We start from the raw sequence: 20,635 nt of genomic DNA on the forward strand, positions 1-20,635 counted from the left end.
GGGCCGGTAATTTCCGTTAATCCAGCGGCTCATGTCCGCATGTGAGTCTCCGGCATAATAAGCCTTGCCTGTGCGCTCACCTTTAACTACCCACATAGCTCATCCGCCTCCTAACGACTCATTGAGTTTGTATACAGCACCGGTTTCCGAATCGATTAGCTGTTCAGTACCTGTATACGTTCGCCAAAGAGTCTATCAATGTTGTGATTTGCGACAACGATTGTTAATAAATCATCAGAATTGGACAGTGCCCACAATAGCGCTCCGGCCTTAATAGCTGCGATATCAGGATGCTTTTGAATGTCAGACCAACTAATTTCCATCAAACGCTTGTCTGATTTCTGCTTTTGCCGTTTATTCATAGTCCCGCCTCCATTCCAAATGTTCGCTCATAATCCTCTTTCGTGCGGATGCCGTCTTTAATCCAGTTATTGAGTACACCACGCGTGTAAGCCCAATCTGACTTGCCTGCTTCAAATGTCGCGATGAGTGCCTTGCCAACTAAAAACCTGCTTGTCTCTGTGGCTGACTTCTCCAGATTGATTTTGATACTTGGTGTTACCCGACCGATATTCTTGGTGTAATACTCAACCAGTGGTTCTAAAAAGCATTACGCTTGGCTTTGTCATCATCTGATGGCAGCGAGTACGACGACGCTGGTGTTGTAGTCTCTGTTTGATCTGGTTTACTTTTATTTGATTTACTTTTCTTTTCTTTACTTTGTGCATTATCAGCACTGGAAACGTCTTGATAACTCTGGTTTCCATTGGTGGTAACCCCGTTATCATCATTGGAAACTAATTCCAACAAGTTATATGCCGGAGAAATTGAACTATCCGACTTTTGAACGGCCGCTTTCTTATAGCGCTGTTGGATGCCGTGAGATGTCAGCACTTGATGCCCAGAAAATAATTCCGAATCAAAAAGCCCAACTTTCACAGCCTTAACAACAACCTCGTCTACATACGATTCCTTAACCCCAACATCGTCAGCAATTAAGAACCGTGCATCTTCATCCCATCGCATAAAATACCCTTCATCACGATAGATATTTCCGAACAGGCAGATGAGTATAGCGATTGCTGATGCGCCATTAGCGCGCATAATCTTGCGAACCTTCATATCATGTAAAAAGTCAGAATCCATTGGGTAATAGTCCAAGCCTTTTTTAATCGGTCTTGCCAAACGATCACCCCGATTTCTTTGCTATTGTCTTCATTAATGAATGACCTCCTAGAATGGCAAATCATCATCCGAGATGTCGATTGGTTGACCATTGTTGTTGGCAAAAGGATCCGGAGAGCTCACTGGTGGTTTACTAGCATTCGCTTGGCCCATCTGTTGATTCGATGCCTGCTGATGATGTTTTACTTGCGGTTGAATAGTCATTGGAAAATCAGACTTATCAAATCGTTTAATCTTGGCATTTGATTTACCGTTGAAAGTCTCCATTTCAACCGTTACCTTGATTGGCTTACCGAGCATTTCTTCTGCCCAATTTTCAGGTGTTCCAAAGTCAAAGCCGTTTGGATAAGCATTCGTTGCCTTAATAAGTGAATTCCGGCGCCATGCTGAACTATTCGTTAAAACAAAATTATCAAATCGAATTTCGTTGCCTTGGCCGGGCTGTTCAACATCATCGCGTACAATATAGTTCATTTGAATCATGTCATTGCTGGATGTTTTCGATTGTTCTCGTGCCCATGCACTTGGGTAGACTTCATAAATACCTGCCTCTAATGGCTTAATACCAACGTTATTTTCATCGTATGAGAAACTAATTTTAGTTACCTGCCTTTTCATTTTGTTTTTGACTAGCCGCTAATTGTTTATACACGGCTGTTAGTTGTGCTAAATTCCAAGTCTCAATATTTGAATTACTAAGTTGTGTTTCAAACTGCTTTAACATGGCTTCTAATGTTGCGTTCCCGCCAACCAAATGATTAATAGCTTCAATTGCTTTCTTCTTGCGTTCATTAGTTTGTGCAACTAAGTCAACGCCCTCTTCTGCCCAATCGTAAATCTGATTGCCAACATGACGTCCCAGAATCTGTTGTGTATCGAATATTGAAGAATTATCCTTCATTGCTTGTGCCAAGTGGTTTTGATAAAGCTGAAAGGTGATGGCAAATTCATATTCCAAACCATCTTTCTGATCAGGCTTTAAACCAACTTTTTCAACCTGTACTTTGCCTGTATCGTTGCGTGTGACTTCGACACCTTGCTTACTACGAACCGTTGCGATGACGTGAACATGCGTGTCAGTTAATAAATTCAATACCTTTTGTTGCTCAGGGCCAACTTTTTTCCAATCGCCAATCTGACCACCAAGCTTATTAACTTGATCTAATATGCCGCCATCACCGCTCCATACGCTGCTAAGCGAATCGATGATGATCACTTCAGCACCAGCCTGCTTTAAGGCGTTAAATGCCTCAAGATAACGGTCGGCCGTAAATGGTGGTATTACTTCAATCTGCATAAACGGTTGTATGGTCGTGTTATCATGCTGAGTGTTAACATATAAACTTGATCGCTGATGTTCAGTTTCGAGCATGCCTATCTTCGTCCACTGTTTTGCTTCATCCATATCAGGAAACATTGATTCGACAATCCCTTTTGCGATTAGAAGCGAGCTTAATGTTTTCCCAGACCCACTTGCTCCCATCAAAAGAATAGGCACCTTGATTTTGTACGTTCTGCCATCTGAATTTGCATGTTTAGCCCTCCTCGTTCAATTGGATGCTTTCAAATGTAATTCCGTTGGCTTTCATGAATTCGGCTAATGCCCACATTTTGCTTTTAGTGGTTGTCACTTTCATTCCTCTAGTCAACATCGGTTCGTCATTTTCTGGCGTAAGTGTTTGCTGTTCAGTGCGCAGAATCTCCCCAGTGTCAGTATCAACAACCGAGTCACCAAACTTCTCTTGATGCATCTTGGCAATAGCCTCTTCGGCTTCCTTTTGTTTTTGTGCTCTTTCTGTTGCTTGCTTACGCGCCATCAAGGCATCATCGATCTTAATTCGCAGCTCTACGAAACTGGCTCCTTGGTCAATCTGATCAAACCAACCAGCAGCTTCAATCCCATTCGCTTCTGCATAGGCTTTGACGGCTGCCTTTTCGTTAGCAATGCGATCACGTTCTTTGACAATGTAGTCTGCTGCATCTCCAATTTCGCGAGTCCGTTGGATACCACTGATTGATTTCGTCAGCCAACTTGGCTTCATCTCAATTAAGGCTGGGTCAATTTCACGACTTTCCGCAATTTCGGCAATCTCTGTTAGAACTGCTTCTTCACGTTCTTTCTGCTGCTGAGCTTCTAAAACTTTGATGCCTCGGTCAATCGGCGTAGTTGAAGCCAGTACTAAATCATTCAAAGCTTTAACATTCTGCTCAAAATCCTTAAGTGGTTGATTGTATTCTCGCTTGATTTCCTTTCGACGTTCATTAAGTGCCTTGCTAAATTTGTTAAGCTCAGCACGCGCAGATTTTGCGGATTTAAGTGTCTCTTCCGTCACAATTAAGCCTTTGTACTTCTCAGCTTGATATGCCACAGCGTCCTTAAGCTTGTCGTAATTATCAATAGTGATGATCGAAGGCTCAAAATTGACATCAAAACTATCAACCAGTGTTGCAACTTGATTTGTCATATCATCTCTCCTTCTGATGTGATAAAATGAACTCATAACTTGATTTATTATCTATTCCATCTTGCCCGTGTGGTTGCCGCCGCATGGGCTTTTTTGCGTTCAATTCCGCGATTTTTCGTACCGTTAGCTCCAATACCCAAGACCAACTTTGGCTTGTTGGATCATCCATTAAGTGGTCGATGGCCTCGTCTCGTTTCTCCAACAAAATCTGTTTACTGCTTGGCTTCATGTTTATGTGCCTCCTTGCTGTAATTTGGGTCAAATAATGACCAAAATCCGTGTTCAATAACTGTTTGGACAAGTGCGCCAGCTAAACCTGCCAAAACTAATAGCAGGAAGAATGTGTAATGATCTACTAACCATTCCATGATTAATCATCATTTCCTTTCCGTGCTTCCCGGTAAGGTGCCAGTATCTCGTTGTAGTCAATTCCCTGCTCAGTAGCTTCTTCGATGAAACGAACCACCTCGGATTTAGCAATTTTTCTTGCTCCGAGCTTCAGACTCTTTAGATATCCCAATTGAATTAAGTCCCGAACATCGTTTACGTTTACACCAATCATTTTTGCTGCATCACCTGTGCTTACGGTCAATCGCTCGATTGCTGGTTTACTTCTCTTCACCACAACACGTGCTGTCTTATTAATCTCCAACAATTCCCTTTCGCCTCCATTCAAGTTCTCTTGCGCTCAATTTTGACTGCATTGAAACGCCGATTCGTCACAGATAAAAGCTGCGCAATTTGTCGCATAAAGCATCACGTCCAAAAGCTGATCAACTGTATTCATTGGATCACTTGTATCAAGTACTTTCTCGACAGGAGTCGTTAGCTCATCGAACGAATCACTAACCGCTTCTATGGCTTGTTTCATCTCTGGTATGGACCGTATTGCCATGGCTAAAGGTTCCTTTATCACACCGTCGCCATTGATGACGGGAGCCGATAGATGAATCGTCTTATTGGCTAAGTCAATTGCAAGAAATGGTGTATCGACTGCTTCGGCCAACTTAATTGCCGCGTCCAAAGGCATTGGTTTTGCGCCAGTTTTAAATCGGGACATTGATGCCTGAGAATAATTAACTATGTGGCCCGCTTCTATTGTTGTCAGATCATCTTTCCGCAACGCTTCGGCCATTGTCTTTGGACTTTGGTACGTGCGTTTAATTTTGTATGTTGTTTGCCCACCTATCATGGATACTCCCCCTCTTATAAATTCATTCATTCGGCTTTAGTATTAACTCATGAGCTAATCAGCTATAACGGCCTCGCGTAACTCATTTGAAACGCTCAATGCCCACCCTGCTAGTTCCGCATCTGTCAAAACTAAGGACTGCATATTGACTGATTGGGCAGACAACGCTGGGTTACAATCAATGATGAAATCAAGCATTGCACGACGGCCCTGCGCTAGAAATGCTTGAATCTTTTGCTCGTCGGTCATTGTTTCACCTCCTTCATCTTATTTTTCGATTTTCGCAAAGCTGAGACTAAAATTTTTTCCATCGGTAATTTTAATGTTGCCGACAATACTGGGATTTCAGTTGCTTTGAAGTTATATTCGCCGGTTTCTCGCCGAGTATACTTTTCAGTCCCCGATAAGCCTAATAAGGAAGCCATTTCAGTTTTAGTGATTCCAAGTTTTTCTCGCGTTAATCGAATTCTGTTGAGATCAACTACATATTTCATTTATCTATCACCACCTTTGCGATATCAGCAACTCTATGAATTTATAATACATTGCGAAATGAGCAAAGTCAACTAATTTATTGCGATTTTCGCCAAAATAATTTCGATTAACGCAAATCATGCTATATTTTAGTTGCGCAAAGCGCAAAGGAGGAGAAACCGTGAATAACGATATGCTCAGAATGCGGCTAATCGACCTTAGAGAGTCTAAAACTTGAGTCAATCTGAACTTGCTAGGCAGATAAAGATGGACAATACCGCAATTAGCAAGATTGAAAAAGGTACACGCAAAGTTTCGGCCGAAGAACTCTTAAACTTCAGTAAGTTTTATAATGTATCAACTGATTTCTTGCTTGGCAATACCGATAAGGAGCACTACTATTCACTAACTGACAAAGATAACAGAGCTATTGATGCAGAAATTGAAGAAATATTGAATGGCATGTCTGATAGCAATAGTGTTAATTTCTTTAAATCCAATCCGGATTTGTCTGACCGCGATAAAGAGCTTTTAGAGGTTTCTCTCAGGCAATCGCTCGAACTTGCCAGACAAATGGCCAAGAAGAAATACACCCCAAAGAAATACCGTGGGTCAGAATCGGATTAGGGAGGTGTTCATATGTCATATGATTCTGATCGAGCTATAGAAATGGCTCGCTATGTCATTAGACGTTATAACACTAGAGACCCTTGGGAGTTGGTTGGTAAACTACCAAATGTTGCAGTGAATACAGTTGACCTGGGAGCCAACATACAAGGATACAGTTTAATTTCACGGCGAATGTCAATTATTAATCTAAACGAGAACATGAACGAACAGGAAACAAATGATGTTCTGGCACACGAGATTGGCCATAGCCTTCTAACTAGAGACACCAGTACCAATTATTTTTACAAGAATGCAAGCAAAGCACATATTGGCTCATCAGAGTATGTGGCCAACAGCTTTATGTTCCAATTCATTTTGGTGATCGCGGGGACATCAATCCATTTAATCGTTTGAAAATTATTGAAGACCACGGATTACCAACTTGGATGACAGAATATTTTGACATCATAAACTAAAAAAGCCCCTAACCTTTGGGCAGGTTAAGGGCGCGTAAAATTTACGAGCAAATAAAATTTTATCATATCTTGGAGGAGTATTGAATGAAGAGATTTGCAGTATTAGTCGCAGCAGCGGTTGCCGTTGTTGGGTTAGCGGGATGTGGCAGCAACACCGCGTCGGATAAAAATGCAGGCAACATCAAACTCACGATGAATCAGCTCGATTCAAAGAAAATATTGACCTCAAAAGCTTTTGATGTTGATACTGATGGCGGTTATTACAAATTATCAGGCAAGGCTGCTCCTGGTCAAACCGTTGTCTTACTGGATAGTTATGACGACTATGACGAAGAAGAGCCAACTGCTAATGAAGAGATGAGAACCAAAGCAGATAAAATGGTGACTGGAAGTTTGATGATTACTTGGTTACCTCTGCCAATGATAAGAAAGACAAATATCAAGTTGCCGCAGTAACCACTGACAAAAAGGTGGTCGATATCGCTAAGAAAAAACGTGGTAACAAAGATTTTTACATCAATGATTTGTCAAACAAAATCAAATTTTTCGCACCTAAGTTTAAAGATGCCCCAGTGCCTAGTTCTAGTGGATCTAAATCGAAAGAAACATCTTCGTCCAAGAACTCTAGCACTAGCAGCTCTACTTCATCTTCAGACGCATCATCTACTTCAAGCAGTAGCAAAAATGTAGCTCCAGCAATTAAGCCGAAAAACTCTACTGATTTGAAAACATTAAGCAGCTACGTAAAAGACGACAATTTTAGTGGTGCTGCCATTGTTAATGGGATTTTAACGTTAGTATTACGAAATGAATCGGTAGAAGATAGTTTGGTAGGTTTTAAAGGCACCCAAAAGGCAATCTTTAACCAGATCAATTTTAAAATCAAAGAGGTTCAAAGCAATCCACTAGCAAAAACGGTATTCTGATGACTGGTGCCTATGCTACCGATAATGATGGTTACAGAGCGCCGCTATTAGCGTTTTATTACAATCCATCTGATTTGCAAAACGACACTTTTGGGAAGATTAATGATTATCTTGCAGTGTTCAAAAATGCTACAAGTAGCTACGTTGATGCGGGTTTTGTAAAAGCAACTATGGGTAGCTTAGGCATAATACCGGAAAGCGGACTCAGGAAAAATTTGCAAGATCCAGAATGGTTTGCGGCTATCTGGTCCAGCGATAAAACAATAAAGTCCAATGAAACAATCACTTTCACTGAAACAGATACAGAATAAATTTTAAAAGACAAACCATAAAGCCCTTTTAAGGGCTTTTATTTCAAAACTAAAACGAAACATACGTTTGTGTATAAACAAGATATTGACTATTCAGAAAGGAATGAAAGGTATGTCAGAAGGCTACATTCGAAAACGCGGAGAAAAGTACTATTACTCATTTGAAATAGCTGGTGCAAATGGTAAGCGTAAAAGAATTGAGCGTGTAGGAGGCTATACAGAAAAGGAAGCCAAAAAAGCGCTGAGAAAGGCCATTGATGAATACGAAAATGGCGGTATGAATACAAAGATGGCAGATATGTCTGTCGCTGATTATTTCGCTTTTTGGCTAACTAACTATGTTGAGAAAAATCTCAAATTTAACACTCGAAAAAACTACAAGAATGTCGTTAACAGATACATCAATCCGAAAATAGGAAAATATCGAATTAAGTCATTATCCCCTGCCACTATCCAGCACTTTATCGACGAAGTTGCTGAAGAACCATTGGATCGGACCGGACAACCCCCGAAGAAACACACAGTAGAAATCATTTTAACCATAGTCAAAGAGGCACTAAAAAGGCTGTGTATCCATATAAGATTATAAATGACAATCCAGCAAGCTATGTTGAGATGCCCAAGTATGCACCGCTCCCGGCCACAACAAAGCAAGACCTGAAAATAATCACAGTTGAACAATTCGAGAAAATATTGGAACAGACTCCCCCTGCCGATCCGTTTCATATGCCGCTAGTTATTGCTTTCTATACCGGTATGCGTCGTGGTGAGGTATGTGGACTTCAATGGGACATGGTCAACCTTGACGAAGGATATATTCAGATAGAAAGACAAATGATCCAAAAAGGAAATGGCGTTTTTGATTTGGAGAGCCCCAAAAGTGCAGCGGGCTATCGAACTATTGTAATTGGCCCAACCTTGATTAATGAGCTGAAAGAAAAGCGGAAATCTCAAATGGAAAACCGCGTTCGATATGGAATTCTTTATAACGAAAATAACTTTGTATGTACTCGGAATAACGGCGATCCAATTCTTCCAACCTACATCAGATATCGCTCAAGAAAAATTAACGACAATTTCGGTATCCCTTTCTCATTTCACTCGTTAAGACATACTCACGCAACTATGCTTTTAGAAGCTGGCGAAAACCTAAAGTGGTTCAAGAGCGGCTCGGCCATTCTAAAATATCAACCACAATGGATACTTATATGCATGTCACAAATACCATGCGCCAAGATACTGTCTTACGATTTGAAAATTTTGTCCAACAAAAAAAGACCAACTAACTGTTCGTCGGCAACAAACAATTAGTTGATCAGATTTAGCTTCAATTTTCGATGGATTTGCCTACGGACAAAAAATCGCGTAGGCAAATGGTAGGCAAAAACAGTGATTATCGGAGAATTTCACAAGCGGAATGCCTATTTACCTTTGGTATCCTCTTCGTTCATGTTCAGAATGCTCATAAAGGCTTCCTGAGGCACTTCAACTGAACCAACAGCCTTCATCCGCTTCTTACCAGCCTTTTGTTTCTCGAGCAATTTGCGTTTACGCGTGACGTCACCACCGTAACACTTCGCCAGCACGTTCTTTCGGTAGGCTTTGACGGTGCTACGCGCGATAATCTTGTTCCCGATTGCAGCTTGAATCGGCACTTCAAATTGTTGCCGGGGAATGGTTTCCTTCAGCTTAGCAACAATCGCCTTACCGCGATCAAAAGCGAAGTCCTTGTGCACAATCGTACTGAGCGCATCGACCGAATCGCCATTGAGCAGGATATCCATTTTGACCAAGTCACTGGCACGATAACCTGTCACTTCATAGTCCAGGCTCGCGTACCCTTTGGTGCTACTCTTCAGATCATCGAAAAATCATAGATAATTTCTGACAGTGGCAGATTATAGACGACGTTCACCCGATAAGTATCCAGGTAATCCATGGTGACGAACTCACCGCGCTTACGTTGCGCAATTTCCATCACGGGCCCAACATAATCATTTGGTACCATAATCGATGCCTTCACGAATGGTTCGCGAATTTCCTTCACGGCGCTAGCTTCTGGCATTTCAGAAGGATTCGCAATGGTCATGGTCGTGCCATCAGTCAAATCGACCTCATAGTCAACACTCGGTGCGGTCATGATCAAGTCGAGATTGAATTCTCGCTCGAGACGTTCTTGCACCACGTCCATGTGCAACAGACCTAAGAACCCACACCGGAATCCAAAGCCCAACGCTTGTGAGGTTTCTGGTTCGAACTCGAGCGCCGCATCATTCAATTGCAGCTTTTCCAGCGCTTCACGCAGATCATTAAACTTCGCGTTATCGACTGGGAACAACCCAGAATAAACCATTGGTGTGATTTTGCGGTAACCATCCAAGGCCTTTTCAGCAGGATTGTCGGCCAACGTCACCGTATCCCCCACATGGGTGTCCTGGATCGTCTTGATGGCCGCCGTGATATAACCGACATCACCGACCATCAGCATGTCGCGCTTCACAGCCTTCGGAGACATGACCCCGACCTCAGTGACTTCAAACTTTTTACCGTTGCTCATCAGCTCAATGGTATCGCCAACCTTGACGGTACCTTCCTTGACCCGCACGTTCAGCACAACCCCACGGTAGGCGTCATAGACCGAATCAAAGATCAATGCTTTGAGTGGTGCATCGATATCGCCCTTTGGTGCAGGCACGTCGCTCACAATCCGTTCGAGAATCTCTTCGATCCCAATCCCTGACTTCGCACTCGCGAGCACGGCGTCTGAGGCATCGAGGCCAATCATATCTTCAATTTCTTCCTTAACAACATCAGGTTGCGCGGATGGCAAATCGATTTTGTTGATGACCGGAATAATTTCGAGGTCGTCATCTAAAGCCAAATAAACATTAGCCAAGGTCTGCGCTTCAACCCCCTGTGCGGCATCCACGACCAGCAAGGCACCTTCACAGGCAGCCAAACTCCGGCTGACTTCGTAACTGAAGTCAACGTGCCCCGGGGTATCGATCAGATGGAAAATATAGGTCTCGCCGTCTTTAGCCTTGTAGTGTAACTCCACCGCGTTTTAACTTAATCGTAATTCCGCGTTCACGTTCGAGATCCATGTCATCCAGCACTTGTGCCTGCATTTCACGTTCTGAGATGGTATCTGTCATCTCGAGAATGCGGTCCGCCAGCGTGGACTTCCCATGGTCAATATGCGCCACAATCGAGAAGTTTCGAATGTGTTCTTGCCGCGCGAGCATTTCTTCATGCGTCATTCATTTGCCTACTTTCTGCCGAACATTTGTGCTTTCTATTATACCAATGACGGCGCCGTCTCTCAATCATCGCCACCAAGTTTTCCAACTAATCGTTACGCTGACGCAAAAACTAATCGTGCAACATCGTTTTCCTAGACCAATGTGTGGATAAGTTATCCGTATGCGGATTCAATTCCCGTCCGGCGGACAATATTCTATTTTGTGATTTTAGGACCAAATCGATTCCATGCTTTACTATGACCCGAGAACGAGATGCCGTCAACCCATGCCTCACAGCTGCCAATATCAAAAAAGCCATGCACGCAAACACGTACATGGCTTTTTAGCATTATTGTTTGCCCTTAAAAGCGTCCTTTACTCGATCGAAGAGACTGCCTTCGTGTGGTGTAATGTCATCACCACTAGCGGCCGCAAAACTCATCAATGCTTCTTTTTGCTTAGCGTTTAAGTTCTTAGGCGTATTGACTTCAACCGTCACAATCTGGTCACCGGTGCCGTTGCCCCGCAATTGTGGTGCCCCTTTACCGCGTAACCGGAACTTACTGCCAGTCTGTGTGCCAGCTGGAATCTTCAGTTCAACGGGACCGTGAACCGTGTCGACCTTGATCTCATCCCCCAGTGCCGCTTGCGCAAAACTGATTGGGAATTTCAGATAAATCGTTGCGCCATCACGCTCATATTTGTCACTCGGTGCGACCCGGAAGACAATATAGAGATCCCCGTAGCCACCGCCGTTAGAGCCCGCTTCGCCGGCATTTTGAAGACGCATCTGTTGGCCGTCTTCAACACCTGCAGGCACCTTAACGTCGATTTCGTGACGTTCTTGTTCGTGACCTGTACCGTGACAAGTTGGGCACTTGTCCTTGATTTCCTTACCAGTACCGCCGCAGACGTCGCAGACTTCACGCGTCATCATGGCGCCGAGTGGTGTGTTGCGTTGTACCTGAATATAACCGGCACCATGACACTTGTGACAAGTTACAGGGCTGGTACCAGGAGCGGCACCTGTCCCGCCACAGGTGTGACAGGTTGCTTCACGATCATATGAAATCTTGGTGTCTTTACCAAAGATGGCTTCTTCAAACTTTAAATCCATCCGATACTGAAGATCGGCCCCTTGGCGAGGACCAGCCGCGCTTTGTTGCGTGCCGCCGCCACCAAAGAAGGAACTGAAGATATCTTCAAAGCCACCGAAGTTCTGACCTGCGCCACCAAAATCACTAAAGCCTTGACCGCCACCGAAGCCTTGTGGGCCATCAGCTGAACCGTATTGATCATAGGCTGCCCGCTTTTGTGGGTCAGACAACACTTGATACGCTTCATTGATGTCCTTAAACTTCTCTTCGGCACCTTCTTCATGATTCAAGTCTGGATGATATTTTTTGGATAATTGGCGATAGGCTTTCTTAATTGTCGCATCATCGGCATCCCGCGATACGCCAAGAATGTCATAGTAGTCTTTCTGCTCTGCCATTACTTTTTATGCCTCCTAAATTCTCTAAAAGCCCATATAGAATACCACATGTCATAAAAAAGCCAAAGTCGGTTTGATCCGGCTTTGGCCCGTTGGGATTACTTGTCGTCCTTGACGTCCTTGTATTCGCCGTCGATGGTGTCATCATCAGCTGACTTAGATGAATCGTCAGCAGGTTTTGCACCTTCGCCTTCTTGCGCTTGTTGTGCTTGTTCATACAACTTGACAGTCAAGTCTTGAACGATCTTGCTCAAAGCATCGCGCTTTTCCTTCATGGCATCCAGATCGTTTTCTTGTTGTGCCTTCTTGAGTTCTTCTTCGGCATCCTTAGCTTGCTTGATTTCGTCTTCAGAAACCTTGCCTTCAAGATCCTTCAAGGTCTTGTCGGTTTGGAAAATCAATTGGTCGACTTCGTTACGTAAGTCAACTTCTTCCTTACGCTTGTTGTCGGCATCTTCATTTTCTTGGGCTTCCTTCATCATACGATCAATTTCTTCATCTGAAAGACCTGATGAACTCTTGATGGTGATGTCTTGAGACTTACCAGTACCTAAGTCCTTGGCAGAAACTTGCACAATCCCCGTTCTTATCAATATCGAACTTAACTTCGATTTGTGGCACACCACGTGGTGCAGGTGGAATATCCGTCAATTGGAAGCGGCCGAGCGTCTTGTCGTCCGCAGCCATTGGCCGTTCACCTTGCAAGACATGAATATCAACGGCTGGTTGGTTATCAGCAGCGGTTGAGAAGACTTGTGACTTGCTTGTAGGAATTGTGGTGTTACGATCGATTAACTTCGTGAAGACACCACCCATGGTTTCAATCCCAAGGGACAATGGGGTAACGTCGAGTAAGACAACGTCCTTCACATCACCAGAGATCACACCACCTTGGATAGCAGCACCTAAGGCAACCGCTTCGTCAGGGTTAATGCTGTGATCTGGTTCCTTACCGGTCCAGCTCTTAACAGCTTCTTGAACGGCAGGAATCCGTGTGGAACCACCATTTAAGATGACTTTGTCGATGTCAGCATTGGTTAAGCCAGCATCCTTCAGAGCATTTTCAACTGGAATCTTGGTCCGATCAACCAAGTCAGCAGTCATTTGTTCGAATTGTGCGCGGGTTAATGTGCGTTCCAAGTGTAATGGGCCGTTTGCGCCAGCGGAGATAAATGGCAAGCTAATTTGGGTTGAAGAAACACCAGAGAGGTCCTTCTTAGCCTTTTCAGCAGCATCCTTTAACCGTTGTAAGGCCATCTTGTCCTTAGACAAGTCGATGCCATTTTCATCCTTGAATTCAGAAACTAACCAGTCGATGATCTTGTTATCAAAGTCATCCCCACCGAGCTTGGTATCACCATTAGTTGAGAGAACTTCAAAGACACCATCACCTAATTGAAGGATGGAAACATCAAAAGTCCCACCACCTAAGTCATAAACCAAGATCTTTTCATCAGCATCAGCCTTATCAAGACCGTATGCTAAAGCAGAAGCTGTTGGTTCGTTGACAATCCGAGAAACGTTCAAGCCGGCAATCTTACCAGCATCCTTGGTTGCCTGACGTTGGCTATCATTGAAGTAAGCAGGCACTGTGATAACAGCATCTGTCACTTCTTCACCGAGATAATCTTCTGAGAACTTCTTGATGTATTGTAAGATCATTGCGGAGATTTCTTGTGGGGTGTAAGTCTTGTCGCCAACCTTGACGGTGTAGCCTGCTTCCCCCATGTGACGCTTGATTGATGAAATCGTGTCTGGGTTTGTGATTGCTTGACGCTTTGCGACTTCCCCAACTTGAATTTCGCCATCCTTAAAAGCAACAACAGAAGGTGTCGTCCGATTACCTTCTGGGTTTGTGATGATCTTTGGTTCGCCACCTTCGAGCACAGCAACAGCTGAGTTGGTGGTCCCTAAGTCAATCCCGATAACTTTACTCATATTCATACCTTCTTTTTAAATTTTTTAATTAGTTAGCAACAACAACCATCGCGGGCCGTAACACGCGATCTTGCAGGCGATAACCCTTTTGTAAGACCTGCACCACGGTGTTTGCTGGATGATCCGCATCCGCCGGCACGGTTTGCACCGCTTGGTGAATGTTAGGATCAAACTTGTTGTCTTCCGTGGTGATTTCTTCAATGTGGTTATCCTTCAATGCTGTCTCAAGATGCGAATAAACCATCTCGACACCCTTCTTCAGGGATTCGGCAGCATCGCCCTCGACCTCGGTTTGCAAAGCGCGTTCCAAGTTGTCGAGGACCGGCAGAATTGCCGTTGCCAGCTTTTGACCGTCATACTTCAGTAATTGTTCCCGTTCCTTTTTGAAGCGGTTATTCATATTACTGATTTCAGCCGCAGCGCGGAGATACTTATCTTCCATATCGTCACGTTCTTGCTGCAGCTTTGCGGTATCCGGTGAATCGATCTCTTCTTTGAGATCCGCCGTCATTTCTTCAAGAATCTCATCTTTCAATGATTTTTCTTGTTGGTCGTCTTTCTTCTCTTCTTCAGCCATAATGCCCTCCTCATTCATCAAAATTAGCGTAATAACTTGTTAATCGTTTAGCCAGTTCTGAGCGAAAAGCATCGAGTAGGCCAATCATTTTGGAATACGGCATTGACGATGGTCCCAGTAATGCGATCATCCCTGTACCATGCTGATTCACATCATAGCTCGCGATTACAAGACTCAGGTTCTTGAGTGTGTTGTTCGTTAACTCATCGCCCAAGCGCACTTGAATCGGCTGTCCTGGCGCCGGTCCCAACAATTGATTGATTTGGCCACCATCGTCATCGATCAGCGAAAGCACACGCTTCAATTGATCGAGATCTTGATCGCCGATGAAGTTCATCACGTTCAAGCGGCCACTCACGTAAAAACGTTCTGACGCGGCCTGCTTTAAGACGTTCCCAAACAGATCCAAGAATCCATCTGGCGAAGTCATGTAACGCATCAACAATTGTGGTACTTCCGTGTGGAGGCGGCTCGCCACATCAGTGAGTGGTAAGCCAACCAATTGATCGTTGACAACGCGAATTGCTTTTTCGAGCGCATCCGTGTCTAAGTTACCTGGCACCGTGAAGACTTGGCTTTCAACAGCGCCACTATTGGTAACCAGAATCGCCATAACCTGGTGATTGCCCAATGGCACAAGGCGGAAACCAGTCAGCTTCATGTCCGAGACTTCCGGGCCGAGGCTGATAGCGGTGTAACTGGTCAGCTGTGACAAGATGTCCGCCGATTGGGCGATAATCTCATCGAGCTTGTGATAGTGACCCCCAAAAGCATCCTGGATGGTTGCCAGATCAAGTGGTGAAACCGCAGCGGGCTCAACCAAGTGATCGAGGTAATAACGATAACCGACAGTCGATGGCACGCGGCCAGAACTGCTGTGCGTTTTAACGATCAGTCCTTGCGTTTCGAGTGCTGCCATGTCATTGCGAATGGTCGCGGAACTGACATGCAGCGGTAGAGCCTCCATTAGCGTTTTAGAGCCAACAGGTTGCCCCGTTTCAGTGTACAGGCGAATGATTTCCTTCAATACCAGCAATTGCCGTTTTGTCAGCATGTCATCACCTTCCTTTAGCACTGATAAAGTATGAGTGCTAACACTGTTTAATATATCAGCGTCAGTTAGCAATGTCAATAGGGGATTGCTAAATCATGCCCTCATCCAATAAAAAGGCTTGGAAAACCTCGTTGCCGAGGAACTTGCCTTGATGCGTTAACCGCAGAAAACCGTCTTCTTCCTTGAGCAGTCCCTGTGTCTTCAAATCCCGCACAACCGGCGCATAGAGTGAATCCACACTGCGCTGATACTTATCATAGAAGTGATCGAGACTGACACCCTGCATGGTCCGCAGCCCCAGGAACATCTCTTCTTCAATCTGCTCAGAGAGCGGCAAGATGTGGTGTTCAATGACGGGCAATTGATGATTATGTAAGGGTTCGAGATATTGTTGGATCGGGCCAAAATTGTGGTAACGATCTTTCCCGACATATCCGAATGCACCCGCACCGAACCCATAATACTTGTCATTGCGCCAGTAACCCAAGTTGTGTTGAGATTGAAATCCCGTTTTAGCGAAGTTGCTGATTTCGTATTGATGGCGGCCCCGACTCTCCATCAGATCGATGGCATCCTCGTACATGTCCGCTTCAATATCCTGTGTTGGCAGACGCAACTTGCCCTGCCGCATCAGATTATAAAAAATCGTTTTGCGTTCCAAAATCAGAGAATACGTTGAGTAATGTGGGAGATCCAAATCAAGCGCCTGATGGAGACTCTTCAAGAAGTCACTGCGATCTTGATCGGGTAATCGGAAAATCAAATCGATTGAGATGTTATCAAACCCGGCCTTGCGGGCATTAGCAATAGCGGTGTAAACATCCGCACTGCGATGAATGCGGCCGATGCGCTTGAGAATGTCGTCGTTGAATGACTGCACCCCAATCGATAACCGATTGACCCCATTGGCTTTTAAGACATCGAGCTTGTCCGTGGTCAGGAGATCATTGGGGTTGGCCTCAAACGTGAACTCGCCATCCGTGAACGGTAAGATTTCTCGCATCCCCGTGATCAAGCGGTCCAATTGCTTGGGCGTCAACGTGTCGGTGTGCCGCCCCCAACATATAACGTGTCGAGCTTATCGATTGGTCGCTCTGCCATCACCATCTTCATTTCGCGCAGTAACATCTCGACATAGTCATCGACGGGCTGTCCCTCAATAAACACTTTATTGAAGTCACAGTAGTAGCAGATGTGTTCACAAAATGGAATATGGATATAAGCCGATGTGGTTTCTTTTTGACTAATTGCTGGCATAAGTCGTCCTTCCTTGCGCCTTAACGCAATGATGCCTGTTGTTGACTAAATAGGCCTTACTGTCGAGCTCGTCTTGATGCAGCTGTGCCACTAAGGCATCGGCGCCACTGAACTTGACCTCGCCCCGCAAGTAATGCCACCAGCGGACTGCCACGGGTTGATCGTAGATATCTTGATCAAAGTCAAACAGATTGATTTCAACGGTGACCGCGCGATCATCACCGAACGTCACGTTGCGCCCGATGGATGCCATCCCCTGATACCACTGATCGTGAACTTTCAACTCCACCGCATAGATGCCAATCCCCGGTAAACGTTCCTCTGCTGGTGTTTCGACATTCGCTGTCCGAAAGCCTAACTCGCGGCCCCGCGCTTCCCCCGTGTACAACAATACCTGTTGTTCGGTAGGTGTAGCCCAACAGCTGATTAGCGGTATCCACATCACCCTCATCGAGTGCCTCTCGAATGCGAGTGGATGAAATCTTTTTGCCCGCCTCATCGTGTTCGGCGACAACGGTGATGCCGAATCGATCCTTCGCGTATTGCGGCAATGTCTGCATGTTCGCGATATCTTTCTTACCGTAAGTGTAATCAAACCGGCAACGACCTGGTTGGCGTGTAAGCCGACAATATATTGGTCGACAAATTCTTGTGGCGAGAGCGCCGCAAATTCCGGCGTGAAGTGGACAATATAGAGCTGGTCGACCCCAAAACGGGCCATCAATTCAATTTTGCGATCGCGTACCGAGAGATAATGCACCTGTGACTCCGGTAAATCGCGATAGATAATAGCGGGATGCTGATCAAATGTCATCACCGCAAGTGGTTGGTTCAATTCATCCGCCAATTTTTTAGCCCGGCGCAAAACCGCCTGGTGGCCGCGATGAACCCCATCAAAGAATCCCAACGCCAACACAATGGGTTGGTCAGGAACATGAGTGGTGTTGAGTGGTGGCTTAATATCGATTACTTGCATGTGTCTGCCTTCTTTCAAGCTTTTGGCCCTTGATTGGATAAAAACATGGTTTCTGGCTGGTAATGACCGGATTGATAGCGATAGATTGCCTTCATCTGGCCAGTGTACATCAAGAGCAATTGAGGTTCCGTGCGACCAATGCGCAGGAAACGACCGTGTTGCACGTCTTCCCATTGCGCCTCGGTCAATTGATACTGCGGCAAGTCCGGATAGGCGAATTCGATGGGCTGGACCCATTGACTGGGATCATCACTGTCAGCCAGTTGGTCGAGACTGACCGTTTGGCCGATGCCGAAACCGCCGCTTTGAATACGCGTCAAATCACTCATAACAGCAGGTACGCCTAAAACACGGCCCGTATCGACGGCCAATGTCCGAATATAGGTTCCCTTCGACACGGAGGCTTCAAAGCGCACCGTCTGTGTTTTGGTCGCTTCGTGCCATACCGGCTCATCAGTGATTTTGAACGTGTAGATGGTAACGGGACGCTTGGGCCGTTCAACCGGGTCACCCGCCCGCGCGTAATCATAGAGCCGTCGTCCGTTCACCTTGACGGCCGAAAACATCGGCGGAATCTGAATAATATCGCCGGTCATTTGCGCCATCGCGGCTTCAATTTCGGTCCGTGAAAATGGGCGCTCGAGCGCAACATGTTCCACCACCTCACCATCGAGATCTTCCGTGGTCGTGGCAAACCCAAAGGTCATTTCACCGATATAGATTTTGCCGGCAGTCATCAGAGCGGGAACGGCCTTGGTCGCAATCCCAAGCGCAATGGGCAGAACACCATCAACATTGGGATCGAGTGTCCCAGAATGGCCCACACGGCGCATGTGTAATTGGCGGCGCAATTGGCTGACCACATCTGTGCTGGTCATGCCGCGAGGTTTATAGATTGGTAAGATTCCGTCCATGAGAAGTTCCTTTCGTGGTGCACGCACTAGTTATTTTTGATGCATTGAAAGCAGTTGGTCGTCCATTTCTGGTTCACCAACCACTGTTAAACCGTTATCAAACATGCTTCATTGTATCAAACTTCGTGGTGAAATTCAGCGACTTACCGGCCGCTTATGCCAGAAAAATCCCAAAATAACAGTAATTAACGGTTCAAGATAAGGATAAAACGCAAACGGGATATACGCTAAGGGTGAAACGCCTAATGTCCCGGCGATAAAGACACCACTGACACCCCATGGAATCAGTGAATTCACCGCGGCACCACCCCCATCGAGCGTCCGGCTCAACATGACCGCCGGCACGTTCAACTTCTTGTACAGCGGCTTGTAGGTTTCTCCTGGGAGAATAATGGAGAGATACTGCTCCCCTACCAGTAGATTAATCCCGACTGCGCTCAGTGTTGTCATGAGAATCAGTTTGGCTGGCGTATTGATGACACCTTCAGTGCGGTGAATCAATTGATTGATAATCCCGTACTTGATCAATAGACCACCCAAGGTCAGTGCCAAAATAATCAGTGCGATGGAACCCAACATGCCATTGATACCACCCCGCGATAACAAGGTGTCGAGTTGCCGATCGCCGGTATGAGCCTGAAAGCCGCTCATAATTAATTGATCGATAGCTGGGCCACTGAACACCATGCTAGGTTGATTCAACATGGTGAGTAACGCGACGCCCGCGCTGGATAACAGCGCCGCAATCGCGGGAATCTTGAACCACGCTGTCAATAAGAGCCAGACAGCCGGCAGCAGTGTCACCCAGTTCAAGTTGAACTGCTGGGCCAAGGCTCGAGTCAGCTGATCGAGTTGATGTAAGGCGACGGGTTGGGCATTGTGGCCCAGCCAGGTATAAATCAACAGGCTGATGACGGCGGCGGGAATTGCGGGTGCGGCCATCGCCTTGATGTGTTGATAGAGATTGACTTCGGCCAACCCCGCAGCCAGATTGGTGGTATCAGACAGTGGGGACAGATTATTCCCGAGAAAAGCCCCAGACACCACCGCACCAGCCGTCAGCGCGCTGTTCACGTGTAACAGCTGACCGACACCCAAAAGCGCGATCCCGATAGTGGAAATTGTGGTGAATGAGCTGCCCACTGTCATCCCGACAATGCCACAGATGATGAAGACCAGTGGCAGGAAGAAACGTGCCGACAACAGATGAAACCCAAATACCATAATGGTTGGAATGGTGCCCGCTGCCATCCATGTGGCAACCAGAACGCCGATCAACATAAAAATAATAATCGGGATGATGCCGGGTCGAATACCCTCGATGATGCCATCGTGAATCTCATCCCATGAGAAACCACGCAGCCGACCATAGAACAGTAATAGCGTGATGACCATGAGAATTGGGACGTGCGGACTCATTTTAAATCCGATGATGAGTGTTCCCAGTAATCCGAGAACCATGAGCATCACACATAGCGCCTCGATGAAGCCAATTTGTTTGTTATGCATGCGTTTGCTTACTTCCATTTCGTTATTTTTGAACA

24 protein-coding genes and 4 pseudogenes are annotated in these 20,635 nt (G+C 45.5%); 7 read left to right on the forward strand and 21 right to left on the reverse strand.

The features are described from left to right. Positions 1 to 155 precede the first annotated feature (155 nt). From JCM17471_RS11795 to JCM17471_RS11840, 12 genes are read right to left on the reverse strand one after another with little or no spacing between them, the layout of a single operon-like run. The gene (locus JCM17471_RS11795; RefSeq protein ID WP_054778025.1) at positions 156 to 362 is read right to left on the reverse strand and encodes a hypothetical protein; all 207 of its coding nucleotides are present in this window, start codon (positions 360 to 362) and stop codon (positions 156 to 158) included. Further along, entirely contained in the window at positions 359 to 595 is a 237-nt protein-coding gene (locus JCM17471_RS16675; protein ID WP_082395327.1) for a DnaD domain protein, read from the reverse strand. Before JCM17471_RS16675 ends, JCM17471_RS11795 begins: the two co-directional genes overlap by 4 nt. Before the next feature lie 5 nt (positions 596 to 600). After that, the gene (locus JCM17471_RS11800; protein ID WP_156321699.1) at positions 601 to 1,185 is read right to left on the reverse strand and encodes a DUF4373 domain-containing protein; all 585 of its coding nucleotides are present in this window, start codon (positions 1,183 to 1,185) and stop codon (positions 601 to 603) included. 48 nt (positions 1,186 to 1,233) lie between these two features. After that, positions 1,234 to 1,803 (reverse strand): DUF669 domain-containing protein, encoded by a 570-nt coding sequence (locus JCM17471_RS11805; RefSeq protein WP_054778027.1) that lies wholly within the window; start codon positions 1,801 to 1,803, stop codon positions 1,234 to 1,236. Next, positions 1,784 to 2,668: an AAA family ATPase gene (locus JCM17471_RS11810; RefSeq protein ID WP_082395328.1), complete on the reverse strand. Its 885-nt coding sequence runs from the start codon at positions 2,666 to 2,668 to the stop codon at positions 1,784 to 1,786. Before JCM17471_RS11810 ends, JCM17471_RS11805 begins: the two co-directional genes overlap by 20 nt. 52 nt (positions 2,669 to 2,720) lie before the next feature. Continuing rightward, positions 2,721 to 3,650 carry a DUF1351 domain-containing protein gene (locus JCM17471_RS11815; RefSeq protein WP_054778029.1) on the reverse strand — a complete coding sequence of 310 codons (930 nt, stop codon included), beginning with the start codon at positions 3,648 to 3,650 and terminating at the stop codon, positions 2,721 to 2,723. A gap of 1 nt (position 3,651) precedes the next feature. Beyond that, on the reverse strand, positions 3,652 to 3,879 hold the full coding sequence (locus tag JCM17471_RS14510; protein WP_054778030.1) for a hypothetical protein: 228 nt from the start codon (positions 3,877 to 3,879) through the stop codon (positions 3,652 to 3,654). Then, complete coding sequence (locus tag JCM17471_RS14230) at positions 3,863 to 4,018, reverse strand: hypothetical protein (protein ID WP_156321700.1); 156 nt, start codon at positions 4,016 to 4,018, stop codon at positions 3,863 to 3,865. Before JCM17471_RS14230 ends, JCM17471_RS14510 begins: the two co-directional genes overlap by 17 nt. 2 nt (positions 4,019 to 4,020) lie before the next feature. Beyond that, a complete protein-coding gene (locus JCM17471_RS11825; protein ID WP_054778031.1) occupies positions 4,021 to 4,305 on the reverse strand; it encodes a helix-turn-helix domain-containing protein in 285 nt (94 codons plus the stop codon). 33 nt (positions 4,306 to 4,338) lie between these two features. Next, complete coding sequence (locus JCM17471_RS11830; RefSeq protein WP_054778032.1) at positions 4,339 to 4,842, reverse strand: hypothetical protein; 504 nt, start codon at positions 4,840 to 4,842, stop codon at positions 4,339 to 4,341. Between the two features lie 54 nt (positions 4,843 to 4,896). Beyond that, complete coding sequence (locus JCM17471_RS11835) at positions 4,897 to 5,091, reverse strand: hypothetical protein (protein WP_054778033.1); 195 nt, start codon at positions 5,089 to 5,091, stop codon at positions 4,897 to 4,899. Next, positions 5,088 to 5,336 carry a helix-turn-helix domain-containing protein gene (locus JCM17471_RS11840; RefSeq protein ID WP_054778034.1) on the reverse strand — a complete coding sequence of 83 codons (249 nt, stop codon included), beginning with the start codon at positions 5,334 to 5,336 and terminating at the stop codon, positions 5,088 to 5,090. The genes JCM17471_RS11835 and JCM17471_RS11840 overlap by 4 nt, the downstream gene beginning before the upstream one ends. Positions 5,337 to 5,583: 247 nt before the next feature. Here JCM17471_RS11840 and JCM17471_RS11845 point away from each other — a divergent pair, with 247 nt between their 5' ends. The 7 genes from JCM17471_RS11845 to JCM17471_RS15580 all read left to right on the forward strand — a co-directional run bounded on the left by JCM17471_RS11845 (position 5,584) and on the right by JCM17471_RS15580 (position 8,949). After that, complete coding sequence (locus JCM17471_RS11845; protein ID WP_263849499.1) at positions 5,584 to 5,943, forward strand: helix-turn-helix domain-containing protein; 360 nt, start codon at positions 5,584 to 5,586, stop codon at positions 5,941 to 5,943. Between the two features lie 12 nt (positions 5,944 to 5,955). Beyond that, entirely contained in the window at positions 5,956 to 6,339 is a 384-nt protein-coding gene (locus JCM17471_RS11850) for an ImmA/IrrE family metallo-endopeptidase (RefSeq protein WP_054778035.1), read from the forward strand. 146 nt (positions 6,340 to 6,485) lie between these two features. Then, positions 6,486 to 6,857 carry a hypothetical protein gene (locus JCM17471_RS11855; protein ID WP_054778036.1) on the forward strand — a complete coding sequence of 124 codons (372 nt, stop codon included), beginning with the start codon at positions 6,486 to 6,488 and terminating at the stop codon, positions 6,855 to 6,857. After that, on the forward strand, positions 6,806 to 7,327 hold the full coding sequence (locus JCM17471_RS14235) for a hypothetical protein (RefSeq protein WP_156321702.1): 522 nt from the start codon (positions 6,806 to 6,808) through the stop codon (positions 7,325 to 7,327). The genes JCM17471_RS11855 and JCM17471_RS14235 overlap by 52 nt, the downstream gene beginning before the upstream one ends. Then, a complete protein-coding gene (locus tag JCM17471_RS11865; RefSeq protein WP_054778038.1) occupies positions 7,327 to 7,638 on the forward strand; it encodes a hypothetical protein in 312 nt (103 codons plus the stop codon). Before JCM17471_RS14235 ends, JCM17471_RS11865 begins: the two co-directional genes overlap by 1 nt. A 112-nt stretch (positions 7,639 to 7,750) precedes the next feature. After that, positions 7,751 to 8,227: an N-terminal phage integrase SAM-like domain-containing protein gene (locus JCM17471_RS15575; protein ID WP_225354295.1), complete on the forward strand. Its 477-nt coding sequence runs from the start codon at positions 7,751 to 7,753 to the stop codon at positions 8,225 to 8,227. A 26-nt stretch (positions 8,228 to 8,253) separates the two neighbouring features. Then, positions 8,254 to 8,949, forward strand: coding sequence for a site-specific integrase (locus JCM17471_RS15580; protein WP_225354296.1), 696 nt, complete (start codon positions 8,254 to 8,256; stop codon positions 8,947 to 8,949). 110 nt (positions 8,950 to 9,059) lie between these two features. Here JCM17471_RS15580 and lepA read toward each other — a convergent pair. From lepA to JCM17471_RS11915, 9 genes and pseudogenes are all read right to left on the reverse strand, one after another. Next, a pseudogene (gene lepA, locus JCM17471_RS11875) lies at positions 9,060 to 10,898 on the reverse strand (translation elongation factor 4). A 331-nt stretch (positions 10,899 to 11,229) separates the two neighbouring features. Further along, positions 11,230 to 12,375 (reverse strand): molecular chaperone DnaJ, encoded by a 1,146-nt coding sequence (gene dnaJ / locus JCM17471_RS11880; protein ID WP_054778039.1) that lies wholly within the window; start codon positions 12,373 to 12,375, stop codon positions 11,230 to 11,232. Positions 12,376 to 12,473: 98 nt separating this feature from the next. Continuing rightward, positions 12,474 to 14,313 (reverse strand): annotated as a pseudogene (gene dnaK, locus JCM17471_RS11885) (molecular chaperone DnaK). Between the two features lie 28 nt (positions 14,314 to 14,341). Further along, a complete protein-coding gene (gene grpE / locus JCM17471_RS11890; RefSeq protein ID WP_147661060.1) occupies positions 14,342 to 14,890 on the reverse strand; it encodes a nucleotide exchange factor GrpE in 549 nt (182 codons plus the stop codon). A gap of 10 nt (positions 14,891 to 14,900) precedes the next feature. Continuing rightward, positions 14,901 to 15,944, reverse strand: a complete 1,044-nt coding sequence (gene hrcA, locus JCM17471_RS11895) for a heat-inducible transcriptional repressor HrcA (RefSeq protein ID WP_054778041.1) — start codon at positions 15,942 to 15,944, stop codon at positions 14,901 to 14,903. Between the two features lie 88 nt (positions 15,945 to 16,032). Next, positions 16,033 to 17,201, reverse strand: a pseudogene (gene hemW, locus JCM17471_RS11900) (radical SAM family heme chaperone HemW). Continuing rightward, positions 17,188 to 18,177, reverse strand: a pseudogene (gene ribF / locus JCM17471_RS11905) (riboflavin biosynthesis protein RibF). Before ribF ends, hemW begins: the two co-directional pseudogenes overlap by 14 nt. Positions 18,178 to 18,191: 14 nt before the next feature. Further along, the gene (gene truB / locus JCM17471_RS11910; RefSeq protein ID WP_054778042.1) at positions 18,192 to 19,091 is read right to left on the reverse strand and encodes a tRNA pseudouridine(55) synthase TruB; all 900 of its coding nucleotides are present in this window, start codon (positions 19,089 to 19,091) and stop codon (positions 18,192 to 18,194) included. A 135-nt stretch (positions 19,092 to 19,226) separates the two neighbouring features. After that, on the reverse strand, positions 19,227 to 20,600 hold the full coding sequence (locus tag JCM17471_RS11915) for a Na+/H+ antiporter NhaC family protein (protein WP_054778043.1): 1,374 nt from the start codon (positions 20,598 to 20,600) through the stop codon (positions 19,227 to 19,229). Between the last annotated feature and the right edge of the window lie 35 nt (positions 20,601 to 20,635).

Origin of the sequence: Lacticaseibacillus saniviri JCM 17471 = DSM 24301, from assembly GCF_001311785.1 — a bacterium.
In the GTDB taxonomy this organism is placed as follows: domain Bacteria; phylum Bacillota; class Bacilli; order Lactobacillales; family Lactobacillaceae; genus Lacticaseibacillus; species Lacticaseibacillus saniviri.

Excerpts from the sequence above, each read along its gene's own strand:
- JCM17471_RS15575 (WP_225354295.1), top strand. The coding sequence starts at position 7,751 with ATGTCAGAAGGCTACATTCGAAAACGCGGAGAAAAGTACTATTACTCA.
- JCM17471_RS11915 (WP_054778043.1), bottom strand. The coding sequence starts at position 20,600 with ATGCATAACAAACAAATTGGCTTCATCGAGGCGCTATGTGTGATGCTC.
- JCM17471_RS11830 (WP_054778032.1), bottom strand. The coding sequence starts at position 4,842 with ATGATAGGTGGGCAAACAACATACAAAATTAAACGCACGTACCAAAGT.
- dnaJ (WP_054778039.1), bottom strand. The coding sequence starts at position 12,375 with ATGGCAGAGCAGAAAGACTACTATGACATTCTTGGCGTATCGCGGGAT.
- JCM17471_RS15580 (WP_225354296.1), top strand. The coding sequence starts at position 8,254 with ATGCCCAAGTATGCACCGCTCCCGGCCACAACAAAGCAAGACCTGAAA.
- hrcA (WP_054778041.1), bottom strand. The coding sequence starts at position 15,944 with ATGCTGACAAAACGGCAATTGCTGGTATTGAAGGAAATCATTCGCCTG.
- JCM17471_RS11865 (WP_054778038.1), top strand. The coding sequence starts at position 7,327 with ATGACTGGTGCCTATGCTACCGATAATGATGGTTACAGAGCGCCGCTA.
- JCM17471_RS11805 (WP_054778027.1), bottom strand. The coding sequence starts at position 1,803 with ATGAAAAGGCAGGTAACTAAAATTAGTTTCTCATACGATGAAAATAAC.
- JCM17471_RS11855 (WP_054778036.1), top strand. The coding sequence starts at position 6,486 with ATGAAGAGATTTGCAGTATTAGTCGCAGCAGCGGTTGCCGTTGTTGGG.
- JCM17471_RS14510 (WP_054778030.1), bottom strand. The coding sequence starts at position 3,879 with ATGAAGCCAAGCAGTAAACAGATTTTGTTGGAGAAACGAGACGAGGCC.
- truB (WP_054778042.1), bottom strand. The coding sequence starts at position 19,091 with ATGGACGGAATCTTACCAATCTATAAACCTCGCGGCATGACCAGCACA.
- grpE (WP_147661060.1), bottom strand. The coding sequence starts at position 14,890 with ATGGCTGAAGAAGAGAAGAAAGACGACCAACAAGAAAAATCATTGAAA.
- JCM17471_RS14230 (WP_156321700.1), bottom strand. The coding sequence starts at position 4,018 with ATGGAATGGTTAGTAGATCATTACACATTCTTCCTGCTATTAGTTTTG.
- JCM17471_RS11840 (WP_054778034.1), bottom strand. The coding sequence starts at position 5,336 with ATGAAATATGTAGTTGATCTCAACAGAATTCGATTAACGCGAGAAAAA.
- JCM17471_RS11810 (WP_082395328.1), bottom strand. The coding sequence starts at position 2,668 with ATGGGAGCAAGTGGGTCTGGGAAAACATTAAGCTCGCTTCTAATCGCA.
- JCM17471_RS11850 (WP_054778035.1), top strand. The coding sequence starts at position 5,956 with ATGTCATATGATTCTGATCGAGCTATAGAAATGGCTCGCTATGTCATT.
- JCM17471_RS11845 (WP_263849499.1), top strand. The coding sequence starts at position 5,584 with ATGGACAATACCGCAATTAGCAAGATTGAAAAAGGTACACGCAAAGTT.
- JCM17471_RS11835 (WP_054778033.1), bottom strand. The coding sequence starts at position 5,091 with ATGACCGACGAGCAAAAGATTCAAGCATTTCTAGCGCAGGGCCGTCGT.
- JCM17471_RS11815 (WP_054778029.1), bottom strand. The coding sequence starts at position 3,650 with ATGACAAATCAAGTTGCAACACTGGTTGATAGTTTTGATGTCAATTTT.
- JCM17471_RS11795 (WP_054778025.1), bottom strand. The coding sequence starts at position 362 with ATGAATAAACGGCAAAAGCAGAAATCAGACAAGCGTTTGATGGAAATT.